Annotated in this window: 12 protein-coding genes; 5 read left to right on the top strand and 7 right to left on the bottom strand. The window is 67.7% G+C overall.

Annotated features, from left to right (window positions below; all coding sequences use genetic code 11):
• Positions 1–69 precede the first annotated feature (69 nt).
• On the top strand, positions 70–1,497 hold the full coding sequence (locus tag ABD210_RS23790; RefSeq protein WP_344114277.1) for an MFS transporter: 1,428 nt from the start codon (positions 70–72) through the stop codon (positions 1,495–1,497).
• Positions 1,498–1,714: 217 nt separating this feature from the next.
• On the opposite strand, the gene ABD210_RS23785 is transcribed toward ABD210_RS23790, so the two are convergent.
• Together ABD210_RS23785 and ABD210_RS23780 are read right to left on the bottom strand one after the other, a co-directional pair.
• Complete coding sequence (locus ABD210_RS23785) at positions 1,715–2,299, bottom strand: class I SAM-dependent methyltransferase (RefSeq protein WP_344114275.1); 585 nt, start codon at positions 2,297–2,299, stop codon at positions 1,715–1,717.
• Between the two features lie 33 nt (positions 2,300–2,332).
• Positions 2,333–3,214, bottom strand: coding sequence for a TolB family protein (locus ABD210_RS23780; RefSeq protein ID WP_344114273.1), 882 nt, complete (start codon positions 3,212–3,214; stop codon positions 2,333–2,335).
• Between the two features lie 115 nt (positions 3,215–3,329).
• Here ABD210_RS23780 and ABD210_RS23775 point away from each other — a divergent pair, with 115 nt between their 5' ends.
• Positions 3,330–4,991, top strand: a complete 1,662-nt coding sequence (locus ABD210_RS23775) for an FAD-dependent oxidoreductase (RefSeq protein ID WP_344114271.1) — start codon at positions 3,330–3,332, stop codon at positions 4,989–4,991.
• Positions 4,991–6,382, top strand: a complete 1,392-nt coding sequence (locus ABD210_RS23770) for a sensor histidine kinase (protein WP_344114269.1) — start codon at positions 4,991–4,993, stop codon at positions 6,380–6,382. The genes ABD210_RS23775 and ABD210_RS23770 overlap by 1 nt, the downstream gene beginning before the upstream one ends.
• Here the strand turns inward: ABD210_RS23770 and ABD210_RS23765 are convergent.
• The gene (locus tag ABD210_RS23765; protein WP_344114268.1) at positions 6,344–6,901 is read right to left on the bottom strand and encodes a nucleoside/nucleotide kinase family protein; all 558 of its coding nucleotides are present in this window, start codon (positions 6,899–6,901) and stop codon (positions 6,344–6,346) included. The genes ABD210_RS23770 and ABD210_RS23765 overlap by 39 nt on opposite strands.
• Positions 6,902–7,024: 123 nt before the next feature.
• Between ABD210_RS23765 and ABD210_RS23760 the strand changes: the two genes are divergently transcribed.
• Positions 7,025–8,554 carry a GntT/GntP/DsdX family permease gene (locus ABD210_RS23760; protein ID WP_344114266.1) on the top strand — a complete coding sequence of 510 codons (1,530 nt, stop codon included), beginning with the start codon at positions 7,025–7,027 and terminating at the stop codon, positions 8,552–8,554.
• Positions 8,555–8,577: 23 nt separating this feature from the next.
• On the opposite strand, the gene ABD210_RS23755 is transcribed toward ABD210_RS23760, so the two are convergent.
• On the bottom strand, positions 8,578–9,444 hold the full coding sequence (locus ABD210_RS23755) for a hypothetical protein (RefSeq protein WP_344114265.1): 867 nt from the start codon (positions 9,442–9,444) through the stop codon (positions 8,578–8,580).
• A gap of 8 nt (positions 9,445–9,452) precedes the next feature.
• Positions 9,453–10,817: an FGGY-family carbohydrate kinase gene (locus ABD210_RS23750; protein WP_344114264.1), complete on the bottom strand. Its 1,365-nt coding sequence runs from the start codon at positions 10,815–10,817 to the stop codon at positions 9,453–9,455.
• A gap of 60 nt (positions 10,818–10,877) precedes the next feature.
• Between ABD210_RS23750 and ABD210_RS23745 the strand changes: the two genes are divergently transcribed.
• Positions 10,878–11,609: a polyprenol monophosphomannose synthase gene (locus ABD210_RS23745; RefSeq protein ID WP_344114262.1), complete on the top strand. Its 732-nt coding sequence runs from the start codon at positions 10,878–10,880 to the stop codon at positions 11,607–11,609.
• A gap of 3 nt (positions 11,610–11,612) precedes the next feature.
• On the opposite strand, the gene ABD210_RS23740 is transcribed toward ABD210_RS23745, so the two are convergent.
• Together ABD210_RS23740 and ABD210_RS23735 are read right to left on the bottom strand one after the other, a co-directional pair.
• Entirely contained in the window at positions 11,613–11,909 is a 297-nt protein-coding gene (locus ABD210_RS23740; RefSeq protein WP_344114261.1) for a hypothetical protein, read from the bottom strand.
• Positions 11,906–12,910: a hypothetical protein gene (locus tag ABD210_RS23735; RefSeq protein ID WP_344114260.1), complete on the bottom strand. Its 1,005-nt coding sequence runs from the start codon at positions 12,908–12,910 to the stop codon at positions 11,906–11,908. Before ABD210_RS23735 ends, ABD210_RS23740 begins: the two co-directional genes overlap by 4 nt.
• Between the last annotated feature and the right edge of the window lie 41 nt (positions 12,911–12,951).

Raw genomic sequence — 12,951 nt, 5'->3', positions numbered from 1 at the left:
TAGACCTAGTGTCTACGAGGTACGCGTACAACGTACACATACAACGTAGACATCTCCTGTGAGGTAGACATGCGACGCAGTCCTTGGGCGACACTCGCGGTGTTGGCCCTGGCGCAATTCATCGTGGTGCTGGACGTGACGATCGTGAACGTCGCGCTGCCCCACATCCAGGCGGACCTGAACTTCTCCGCCGACAACCTGCAATGGGTCATCAACGCCTACACCTTGCTGTTCGGCGGCTTCTTGCTGCTGGGCGGCCGGATGTCGGACCTGCTCGGGCCGCGCCGGGTGTTCATCGCCGGCCTGCTGCTGTTCGGTCTCACCTCGCTGGTCGCGGGGCTGTCGAACTCGCCGGAGTTCCTGATCGGCGCCCGCGCAGTACAAGGTCTTGGTGGTGCCCTGTTGTCGCCCGCGGCGTTGGCGATCCTGACGGTCACCTTCGCTCATGGGCGCGAGCGGAACATCGCGATGGGCGTCTGGGGCGGCCTCGCAGGGCTCGGCGGAACGCTCGGGGTAGTGGCGGGCGGTGTACTGGTCGACTCCCTCAGTTGGCAATGGGTCTTCTTCGTGAACGTGCCGATCGTGCTCGGCCTGGTCGCGCTGATCCCGGTCTTCGTCCGCGACACCCGGCACAACCAGGACCGCGACCGCACCTTCGACACCGCCGGCGCCGTGCTCGGCACCGCTGGTCTGCTCTCTGTCGTGTACGGCGTGGTGCGGTCCGAGCCGAAGGGGTGGGGTTCGGCTGAGGTGGTCACCTTCCTCGGCGGTGGCGTGGCCCTGCTGATCGCCTTCGTGCTGGTGGAAGCACGGTCGAAGGCGCCGCTGGTTCCGCTGCGGCTGTTCCGGTCCCGCGCGCTGAGCGTGTCGGGTGGTGCTCTGGCGCTCAACGGCGCGGGGTTCCTGTCGATGTTCTTCCTGACCGCGATCTACCTGCAGCAGGTTCGCGGCGACTCCGCCCTCGACGCGGGCGTGCACTTCCTGCCGATGGGTGGCGCCGCGATCATCGGTGCGGTGCTGGCGTCTCAGCTGGTCCAGAAGGTCGGCACCCGGACCGTGCAGTTGGCCGGAAGTGTGCTCAGCGTCATCGGCTTGCTGCTGCTGTCGCAGGCCGACGCGACTGGTAGCTATACGAGCCAGTTGCTGCCCGGGTTGATCATCTTCGGCTTCGGGATCATCGGTGTGGGGGTGCCGGGCCAGATCACCGCAATCTCCGATGTGGAGCACCACGAGGCGGGCGCTGCGTCCGGTGTGGTCAACGCGATGTACCAGGTGGGCGGCGCGCTCGGCCTGGCGATCGTGACGACTCTGTCGATCACCCGTACTACGGACGCGCTGTCCCAGGGCGTCGCCCAGCAGCAGGCCCTGGTCGAAGGCTTCCAGCGCGGTCTTCTGGTGGCCGCCGGGTTCGCCGTCGCCAACGTGCTCCTCACGCTGGCGTCACCCCAGCTCCAGCCCACCGCCGAACAACTGACCGAAGCCACTGCCGCAGCCTGAGCCGGCCCCTCGGCCCGGCCCCGGGTGCTGCCTAAAGTGCTGGCGGGCCGGCTCGCGGGTGGTAGCTCCTGCCGAGATCCCCAGGCTCGCCGACGCAGCGGCTGCCTGGGCCGCGCAGCTAATTGCCCAGAGCAATGAATTGTCGCAACCGTTGCCGGCTGCGGTATTGGGTGCGGCATTGGAAACTGTGGATGCCTTCAGCAACCGGGCTCTTGGCCTAGCGGGACGCCGTGTAAACGGCGGCGGTGGGGGTACGCCGGCCGGGTGGGTCCCAGGTGGCGGCGGTGACGTCGGTGAAGCCGGCCTGTTGGAGTACCGCGGCGAGGTCGGGTGGGGCCCACTTCTTGTGGACGGAGATGAGGAGGCGGCCGTTCGGTTTCATCACGCGGCGGATCTCGGCGAAAGCGGCGGGCAGGTCCGGCCAGAGCTGGACGTTGTTGACGGACATGACGACGCTCGCCGCGTGGTCCGGCTGATGCGTGTTCGCCGCGTCACCGTTGATCAGCTGGATCTTCCCGGCTTCGACCAGATCGAGGCTGCGGTGCTTGGCGGCTCTGAGCATGGTGTCCGAGGGGTCGACCCCGACCACGATCGCGGCGTACTTGGCTGCCATCCGGAGCCCGACGCCCGGCCCGGGGCCGAGCACGATGACGTGTTCCTTCGGCTGGATCTGCGCCAGCTTGACCAGATGTTTCTCGGTCGGGCCGTTGCCCCGAGCCATCAGCCAGCCACCGAACCGCCCGAGCGCTCCGTCGGGTCGCCCGAACCCCTTCATCAGCAACGTCGTACCGATCGAGCCCATGGATCCATCACACCACGGCGTCGGGCCGACCTACTACTGGCCGGCGATGGGGTAGGCGACGTAGGCGAGGTGGGTGCTGTCGGGGGACCAGCTGGGGACGTTCATGGTGCCTTGGCCGCCGAAGAGGGTGGCTAGTTCGCGGATCTTGCCGTCGGCATCGAGCAGTCTCAGGCGTACGTCGTCGATGTCCGCGGGGTGACCGAGGGTGCCGGGCGGGAAGCTGACGTAGGCGACCGTGGATCCGTCTGGCGCCGGATGCGGGAACCAGTTCACCCGCTCGTCGTCGGTGAGCTGCTCGATGGTCCGGCCGGCGATCCTGAAGAGCTGGGCATGCCCGGGCGCGGTCGAGGCTCGCTCGGAGTTGAAGTAGATCCACTTGCCGTCGGGGCTGTACTCCGAGCCGTCGTCGGCGTACTCGTCATTCGTGATCTGCACATCCTCGCCACCGGCCGAGGGGATCGTGTAGACGTTCGTGATCCGCCTGCCATCTGCGAGGTTCTCCAGCCCGATGTAGGCCAGCGTGCTGCCGTCGGGCGAGATCCCGTGCAGGTAGTGATGGAAACCCGCACCCCGATCGTTCGTCACCCGGCTCGATGAACCACCTGGAATCGGTACTGCGTACAGGTGGCCGTCGTCCGCGGACACGTACACGGTTGTCCCGTCGGGGCTGAGCACATGATCGTTGTTGATCGGTGGCACCCCACCCAGGTCGAGCTGCTCGAGCTCGTCGTCGCCGCCGACCGGGATCCGGAACAGCTGACCGTCGCCGTTGACCACCAGCCAGTCGCCGTCACTGCTCCAGTTCGGCGCCTCGAACAACAACGAGGACGAGCTGAAGACAAGTCTGTGCTCACCCGTGGTCACATCGACGACATAGAGCTCGGCGCGCTGACCCGGCAGGAGAGTACGTGGCATAGACCGTGAATTTAGCCGAGACTCGCAACCGGGAGGGCGGGGCATCAGCGGTTGAGACGGCTTCTCGCTCTTGACCTTGCTGCCGGGGGGACCGAGCATGGCGGCGGGGAGGGGCATGAGTAAACCGGCCATTCTTACGGTCGACGACGATCCCATGGTTTCGGCGGCGATCTCGCGCGACCTGCGGAACCGCTACGGGGACGACTATCTCGTCGTGGGCGCGAGATCGGGGGCGCAGGCGCTCGCCGTACTGACGAAACTCGCCCTGCGCAACCAACCGGTGGCGCTGATCGCCTCCGATCAGCGGATGCCGGGGATGACGGGCGTCGAGATGCTCGAGCAGGCGAGGACGCAGGCGCCGGGTGCGAAGTATCTGCTGCTCACGGCGTACGCCGACACGGATGTCGCCATCAAGGCGATCAACGACATCGGCCTCGACCACTACCTGCTCAAGCCGTGGGACCCACCGGAGGAGCGGCTCTACCCGATCGTCGACGACCTGCTCGACGACTGGCGGCAGGCCAACCCCGACCACACCTCCGACGTACGGGTGGTCGGGCATCGGTGGTCTGATCGCAGCTACGACATCAAGACGTTCCTCGCTCGCAATCACGTGCCCTACCGGTGGTACGACATCGAGCGCGACGCCGAGGGTCAGCGGTTGCGCGCCCTCGCCGACGCGACGGTGGCCGAGTTGCCGCTGGTGCTGATCCCCGAAGGCGACACGCTCCGCTCGCCCACCACGCTCGACCTCGCTGCCGCGCTCGGTCTGCGCACCAAGGCCGAGCAGCCGCTGTACGACGTTTGCATCGTCGGGGGAGGCCCGGCCGGTCTGGCGGCCGCGGTGTACGCCGCGTCGGAGGGGCTGAGCACTGTCATCGTGGAGCGCGAGGGCCCTGGCGGGCAGGCCGGTCAGAGCGCGGCGATCGAGAATTACCTGGGATTCCCGAAGGGGTTGACCGGCGCCGACCTCACCCAGCGCGCCGTCGCCCAGGTCGCCCGCTTCGGTGCCGAGATGGTGCTCGCACGCGCCGCTGTCGGATTCGAGACCCGCGGGCCCGTCCACGCGGTAGTGGTCGACGGCTCCGGCGAGATCGAGGCCCGCGCGTTGGTCTTGGCGACGGGTGTGTCCTACCGCCGCCTGGAGGCAGCGGGGCTTGATGAGCTCACCGGCCGTGGCGTGTACTACGGGGCGACGGCAAGCGACGCGAGCCTGTGTCAGGACGACGATGTCTATGTCGTGGGTGCCGCCAACTCGGCCGGCCAGGCCGCGCTCAACCTGGCCCGCTACGCCAAACGTGTTGTGCTCGTGGCTCGCGCCGCGACGCTCGAGAACACGATGTCGCGGTACCTGATCGACCGGATCGCCGCCGCCCCCAACATCGAGGTGCGATGCCGCAGCGAGGTGGTGGCCTGCCGGGGCGACGGCCACCTCGAAGCGCTCACGCTCGCCAACCGGGACTCCGGCGCCAGCGAGGAAGTGGAATCCAGCTGGCTGTTCATCTTCGTCGGTGCGTCACCGCGGACGGAGTGGCTGGGGCCTGACATCGCCCGCGACGACAAGGGGTTCGTCGTCACAGGTCAGGACCTCCTCATCGGTCAAGACCACACTCCACGCTGGCCGCTGGCCCGGCCGCCCTTCGCGCTGGAGACCAGCGTGCCCGGCGTGTTCGCGGCCGGCGACGTACGGCTCGACTCGATGAAGCGGGTCGCGTCGGCTGTCGGAGAGGGTGCCATGTCGGTCTATCTCGTGCACCGCTACCTGGCGACGATCTGATGAGAGTCGACGACCTCCGCTCGTTCAACCTCTTCGACGGGCTGACTGACGACCAGCTCGCGGAGCTCATCGAGGCCGGCACGGAGGTGGGCATCGTGCCTGGCGTCGACCTCTTCCACGAGGGCGAGCACGCGGACTACTGGTGGGTGCTCGTCGATGGCGCCATCGAACTCATGCGCCACGTCGGCCGTGAGGACAACGTGGTCGGGAGGATGGACGTACCGGGCCGCTGGGCCGGCGGGTTCCGGGCCTGGGATGAGAACGGCGTCTATCTCGCGACCGGCCGCGGCGTGATCGAGGGACGAGTACTCCGGGTGCCCGCGGAGGTGCTGCGTGAACGGTCCAAGGCCTGGTTCCCGTTCGCCGGGCACCTCATCGAGGGCGTGTACGGCACCGCGCGCAGAATCGAGGCGACGGTGCGGCAACGCGAATCGCTCGTCACCCTCGGCACACTCGCTGCGGGCCTAGCGCACGAGATCAACAACCCGGCCGCTGCCGCGACCCGCGCTGTCGGCGCCCTGGAGGGCTCGTGTCAGACGCTGCTCTCGTCGCTCGGCCGCTTGGCCCAGGGCGAGATCTCGGCCGCTCAGTTCAGCGAGCTCGACGGGCTTCGCCTTGAGATCAAGCCTCGAGCGGCCGACGTTGACCCACTCGACGTCGCCGACCAGGAGATCGACCTGTCGTCGTGGCTCACTCGCCACGGCGTGGAGCGTGACTGGCTCATCGCGCCACCGCTTGCAGCCGCGGGAGTCGACGTCGCGTGGTGCGAGCGGGTGGCGGCGGTGCTTGGTGAAGCGGCGCTGGAGCCGGGCCTGGAGTGGGTGGCAAGCACCTACTCCGTGGCCACGCTCCTCGCAGAAGTGAAGGAGTCGACCCGGCGTATCTCCGATCTCGTCGCGGCGGTCAGGTCCTACTCACAGATGGACCGCGCGTCGATCCAGACCATCGACGTGACGGACGGCCTGGAGAGCACTCTGGTGATGCTCGGCCACAAGCTCCGCGACGGCGTCGAGGTCGTGCGTGATTACGACACCGGCATACCTCGGATCGATGCATTCGCCGGTGAGCTGAACCAGGTCTGGACCAATCTGATCGACAACGCCGTCGACGCGATGGACGGCGCCGGCACGCTCCGGATAACGACGCGCGCCGATGGGAACGACGTCGTCATCGAGATCGGCGACACCGGCGCGGGCATGACGCCTCAGGTTGCCGCCCGTGCGTTCGAGGCGTTCTACACGACCAAGGACGTCGGCAAGGGCACCGGCCTGGGCCTCGACATAGCCCGCCGAATCATCGTCGAACGCCACAGCGGCACCATCACCATCGACTCCGAACCGGCTGAGACCGTCCTAAAGGTCCGGCTCCCCATCCGCCAGCCCGGGAACTAGCTCGAGTTCAGTCAGCAGGTGGTCGACTACCTCGGTGACCGGGGGGCTGGCGTCGATGAGGATGGCGCCGAAGCGGCGGTTGTCGGCGTCTACGTTTGCGTGCCAGGCCAAGACTCTTTGGAGTTCGTCCTCGGTGGATCCGAAGCTGTCTACGCGTTCGGCCAGGCGTCGGCGTACCGTGGCCGCGTCGATGCTGAGGCTGATCACCGCTGTGAAGAGGTCCCAGATCTGGTCGTCGTTCCCGACCGTCCCACAGATGAACCCCACTTTGTCGCCCACCGCCGCCGCGACCCGCAGTACGGTCTCTGGCGGTAGCCGGTAGGTGTGATGCATGAACCAGTTGTCATCCCTGTGGGCAGGATCGGTCGGCATGCTCACCTCGGCGCCGGTTCTGTTGTCGAACCAGCGAGACAGGCCGTCCTCGTCCGTGCCGTGGGCCGGGTAGCCACGACGGCGGAGCTCCGCGCGGACCGTCGACTTGCCGGCACCGGACGCACCCGTGATGTAGATCAGAGCCATTGGCGAAGTATCAGGCTACGCCGGGGGCGGGATGTGCAGAGGGCGTCGCCGGTGGCACACTGCGACGTAGGCGCATGACCTCTCGCGCCGGTTCTGCTGAGTGTCTGGGGATGCGGTAAGCCCATGAGCCTGGCCTCCGGAGTAAACACACTGACCGCGATTCACACGGACAGCCAAGCCGATGTGAACGCACCATGGAACGGCCATGACACGCGGGTGCTGATCGTCGCTGTCATCGGTATCGCGCTGATCGTGCTGCTCATCGTCGTATGGAAGGTGCATGCGTTCCTCGCGCTCACGATCGGCGCCCTTTTCGTCGGCCTCGCCTCCGGTATCGGTGCGGGTGACGTGACGAAGTCGTACGAGACCGGCGTCGGAGGCGTACTCGGGTACGTCGGCGTGCTCATCGCACTCGGCGCGATGCTGGGGAAGCTGCTCGCTGACTCCGGCGGTGCCGACGAGGTCGTGGACACGCTGTTGCGCGGCAAGCCCGCGACCCTGCCCTGGAAGATGGGGCTGATCGCCGGGATCATCGGCATCCCGATGTTCTTCGAGATCGGCCTCGTCCTCCTGATTCCCATCGTGATGCTTGCTGTGCGGCGTACTGGCGGCCGGGCCATGTTGCTCGGCATTCCTGCGCTCGCCGGGCTGTCGGTACTGCACGGCTTCGTGCCGCCGCACCCGGGGCCGCTCGCCGCGATCGGCATCCTGAAGGGCGACGTAGGCATCACGCTGGCCTTGGGTCTGCTCGTCGCGATCCCGTCGGTTGTTGTCGCCGGCCCGCTGTTCGGCCGGTTGGCCGCCCAATGGGTGCCGATCGGTGCCTCCGGCGCCGCGCTGGCGGTGACCGGTGGGTCACGTCGCAGTGGCGTGGCCAGTGCCGGCGCCGACGGTGACGGTGACCGTAGTACACGGCCAGTTGGTGTTGGCCAGGACACACAGGACACAGCCGTGACCGGCAGAGCGCAGGACCCGGAGGCGACCAGTACTCCGAGCTTCACCTGGACTCTCGTCACGGTGCTGTCGCCGGTGGTGTTGATGCTGATCAAGGCAGCCTCGGACGTCTGGATGAGCAAGGATGCGACGCTCTATCCGGTCCTGCAGTTCATCGGGGACCCGGTGGTCGCGCTGCTGATCGCAGTGCTGCTGGCCATGTACACGTTCGGCACGGGGGTCGGCTTCACGGTCGCTGTGCTGAGCAGGAAGATCGGCGAGAGCTTGTACCCGATCGTCGGCGTAATGCTGATCGTCGGGGCGGGCGGTGGGTTCAAGCAGGTGCTGGTGGACGGCGGTACGGGCACCGCGATCGCGAAGATCGCCATCGCAGCCAGCCTGTCCGCACTCGTACTCGGCTGGATGGTCGCGGTGCTGATTCGCTTGGCCACCGGGTCGGCGACAGTGGCCACCGTGACCGCCGCCGGCATCGTGGCGCCGTTGGCCACCGGCCTGAACGCCACGAACCTTGCGCTGGTCGTGCTGGCCATCGGGGCGGGGTCGCTGTTCTTCTCCCACGTGAACGACGCCGGGTTCTGGCTGGTCAAGGAGTACTTCGGGCTGACCGTCGGGGAGACCATCAAGACTTGGTCAGTGATGGAGACCATCATCTCGGTGATGGGACTGGGGCTGACGCTGCTGCTGTCCTTGTTCTTCTAGTGCCGTTCTTCTATGCCCCCGGGTCAAGCCGTGGCCTCGGTCCAGGGGCGGCCGGTGCGACGGACGGTGGCCGCGATCTCGGCCAGGCGTTGACGACACGGGCCTGCCAGCACGGGGCTTGGGTCGTCGACGGCGAGTGCGGGAGTCCACAGGGCTCGGCCGGCGAGGGTCCCTGAGGCTCCGCCGGTGCAGGCTAGTTCGACGGCCCGGGGGAAGTCATCGCGGGCTACACCGTTGGACAGGACGACCCACGGAACGGGCAGGATCTCAGTCAGCCGGCTGCAGGTCTTGACGATCGCGTCGGCATCCCCGGTGCCGCGGCTCGGCACCTGCGCCTTGTAGAGGTCCGGTCGGGTCGGGCCGAGGGCCTCGGCTGCCTCGACGATCGCCGTGTCCAGGTCGAACTCGGTTTCGCCTTCGGTCGGCTGGACGACCGGTTCCAGCACCGACAGCAGGCCTGCCTCGGCACACCGGCGGACGAACTCCCCGGCCATCTCGAGCCGGCGACTCCGTTGGTCGTCGCGCTTCCAGATCACCAGCAGCTTGAGGGCTACCGCACCACTCGATCGGGCTGCGTCCGGGTCCACGGTCTCGTCCAGATGCGTGTCGGTCACCGGCCCGCCGCGCTCCTGGGTGAGCCTGTCCGCAGCCAGGATCAGGCCAGGCCCCGGCTGGAGGTCGATGTCGTAGCCGCGATCGATCAGGAAGCCCGATGCAAGCGGCGCGAGGTGCTCAGCGACACCGGCCTTGAACCGGGCGATCGCCGCCGGGCTGTCGTCACGTCCCTCGGCGGCCAGCATCGTGCGGAGACTCTCCCGCTGGTCCATCGCGACCATCGCGAAGGTGCCGTTGTCGTAGGCCAGGCTGTCGAGCTGGTATGCCGCAGTCATCGGACTCCTCAGGTCGGTTGCGGTCCGGACACCACTCTATGGAATCGATGCCAGAAATGGCTATCCCAGTGATCCGCCAGGACAGGATTCACCGGCAGAGAAGATGATTCGAGCACTGCCGCCGGTTCGCCTGTCACGACCTCCGAGGCCATCAACCCCGCACCTACAGCGCCTGTCGCGTCCTCGGCGACCACCGAGAACTCCCGCAGAGTAGGACTGGCACTCGCCAGAGCCTTCCGAGCCATCCAGCCCGCCAGTCTCACCGGACCACCGAACGCGACGGTACTGCGCCACTCGATCCCCAGCAGCGAGGTCTGCTCCTCGGCCATCCACCGCGCGTGCAGCGCCAACGCATCCACCAAAGCCCGCATCGCCATGGCGGGATCCTCTGCGTCGGCCCGTACGTCGTACCGCGTCGCAGGATCCGGCGCCGGCGCCTGACGCCCCGCCGGGTAAGGCGCGACCACCTCCGCGCTTGGTGGTCCGATCTGCGCCAATATGTCGGCGAGCCAGTTGTAGTCACGGTCGAGGTACGCGAGCCGTTGCTCGATCAGACCACCCGCGGCGCCGTTCCCGGAGATCGCGCAGCCGTGGCGGCCATCGGCGTACCAGCCGGAGCTGATGCCCTGCTGGCGAAGTACGTCGTCCAGGACGAGGGCGCTGCTGGGCGTGACCACCGCTTCCGACGTACCGAGTGAGTCTGCGACCTGTCCCGGTGCCCGTACTCCGGCCGCCCACGAGGCGACGAGGTGGTCATGACCACACAAGACCACCGGGATCCCCGCCGGAGTTCTCGCGGTGACCGTCATCGGCTCGGCGATCCGCGGCAGCTGGTCTGCGCGGAGTCCGCCGAACTTCAGAAGGTCCGGATCCCACGAACGCTTGCGCAGATCCAGTACTCCGAGTCGCTGGGCGTGGGTGAGATGGGTCGCGTAGGCGCCGGTCAATGCGGCGAGCACGAGGTCGGGGGCCCCGGCCCAGGTCCGGGTGCGGGCCCGCAGGTCCTCGCCAAGCCAGCGCCACGTGACCGCCGGGAGCTTTGCGCTCAGCCGCAGCCCGGTCCGCGCGAAGAGCTCCTGCGGTCCGATTTCCGCGGCCAGTTCCGCCGCCTGCTCGACGCCGGGCTGGTCGCGCCAGGTGATCAGCGGAGTCAGCGGCTGGAGATCGTGATCCAGCGGAACACCGGTCTCGGCCATGCCTGTGATGCCGACGCCCTCTAAGGTGTGATCCTGCGCGATCTCGTCGATCAACCTGAGCGTCGCCGCCTGGAGTCCCCCCGCGCTGTCCGGCGTACGGGCCGTCATGGTCCTTCCGTCCGGAATCAGGCAGACCTTGGTGTTCGTCGTACCGATGTCGATCCCCAGCCAGCTCACCCGATGCAGGCTAGACCGGTCGATGCGATAGCGTCCTGATCCCCCGAAGAAGGAATGTCCATGGGCGAGAGCTCCTCCAAGATCATCGTCGTCGTGCCGACCTACAACGAGCGGGACAACCTGCCCGTGCTGGCCGGTCTGCTGTCCGACCTGCAGCTGCCCGGCCTGCAGATGCTCGTGGTCGACGACAACTCCCCCGACGGCACCGGCGACGTCGCTGACGAGCTTGCCAAGGCGGCCCCGGAACAGGTCGGTGTCCTGCACCGGACCGAGAAGGACGGCCTTGGTCGCGCCTACATCGCCGGTATCGGCCGGGCGCTGTCCGAGGACGCCGACATCGTCATCCAGATGGACGCCGACCTGTCGCACCCGGCCTCGGTGATCCCCGCCATGGTGGAGAAGCTCCGTACGACGGACGCGGGCGTCGTGATCGGCTCCCGGTATGTCGAAGGTGGTTCCGCCGCGGCCGAGTGGGCGTGGCACCGGCGGATGTTGTCGGCGTTCGCGAACATCTACGTGAACACGATCCTGCGGCTGCATGTGAAGGACGCGACCGCCGGCTTCAAGGCGTGGAAGGCGGACACGCTGCGCGCGATCGACGTGTCCACCATCCAGAGCAACGGGTACTCGTTCCAGGTCGAGATGAACTACCGGACGGTGCGGCGCGGGCTGCGCATCGCCGAGGTCCCGATCCGCTTCGAGGAGCGAACCTACGGCGCCTCCAAGATGAGCCTCAAGGTCCAGCTGGAGTCCGCCCTGATGCCCTGGAAACTGCTCGTCCGCCGCTCCTGAGGCTCAGATCGAGCGGGCGACGGAAGCGATCATCTGGCGGACCTCGGCGCGGACTGCGTCGAGGTCCTCCTGACACGCCAGGAACCAGATGCTGACGCTCACGTCGTTGACGGTCGGCGCACCTCGCAGCCGCGTGCACTCACCGCCGAACGAGTAGGTTGCCTGGTCGATCGTCTGCCGGCCGGTGAAGCTGATCCGCCCTGCCTCGATGATGTTGAGGTTGGGTGCAGGCAGCCACGTCACCGCTCCGACCTGTACTCCGAGGCCGCCGACCATCAGCCCGACCTTGGTTCCGCTCACCGGGCCCTGCTGTAGCGCCATGGCTCAGATGGACCGGGCGACGGAGGCCAGCATGCGGGTCCGTCGCGGAAGGTGGCGCTCGGGTCGTCCTTACGGGCCTCGACGCACAGCGTCACCGTGACGTTATGGATCGACTCGACCCCGGTCATCGTCGTACACCGGCCGGTCAGCGAGACGGTTCCACCATTCTGCTTGTACCGCCCGGAGAACGTCAGCTGCGCCTGACTGGCGATGTTCGAGTTGGCGGGACGCAGCGTCTTGACCGGGCCCGTCTGCACTCCCGTGAGGTGATCGACCTCGATCATGGTCCGCACGACATTCGGCACAGCTGAGGCCGCGGGGTAGCCGATCGGGCTGACGAGGACGACAGCGACGCCCCGGCCCTGTGCCCCGAGCGTCACCGAATACTTCGTCCCCCGGAACTTCCGCCAGCCGCCGGCGAGCTCGACGTAGACGTCGTCGTACACCTTGAGGCCCTGGTCGATGTCCTTCAGCGTTCTGACCTTCTCCGTCGGTGTCGGCGACGGGACAGGCTCGCTGGTCGGGGTCTCGGTCGGCTCGTCCGATGGTGTCGGGTCGTCGGATGGTTCAGGCGACGGCTGGGACAGGCCGTCGGTGTAAGACCCGCTCGGCACTGGCGGCCCGGCTGAGGCGTCGCCGCCTGCGTGGCTCACGACGAACACGGTCGCACCGCCGACCAACGCCACCACCAGCGCGATCGCTCCTGCCAGCAACCACGGTGTCCTGGTCTTCGCCGCAGGTGGTGGCAGCAAGCCCTGCTCGTCCTGGTTGCCGGGCGGCGGCTGCTGCGCGTAGTACGCCGGCGGCTGCTGTCCGTACGGCGGGGGCGGTTGGCCGTACTGCGGCTGCGGTGGCTGCGGCCGCTGTCCGTACTGCGGCTGCGGCGCCTGCGGCTCGTAGTACGGCATTGTCGGCTCGTTCTGGGGGTTCCAGGCAGGGTCGCGGCCGGGCAGGGGCGGCTGGGATGTCGGGTCGCTCACGAAGGGGCCTCACTCGATCAAGGAGGGGCGAATGCGTCGGT

It is taken from the genome of Kribbella alba, from assembly GCF_039529635.1.
GTDB classification, from domain to species: Bacteria; Actinomycetota; Actinomycetes; order Propionibacteriales; family Kribbellaceae; genus Kribbella; species Kribbella alba.
The sequence above is the reverse complement of the archived record's forward strand: the minus strand, read 5'-3'. Positions and strand labels throughout refer to the sequence as shown.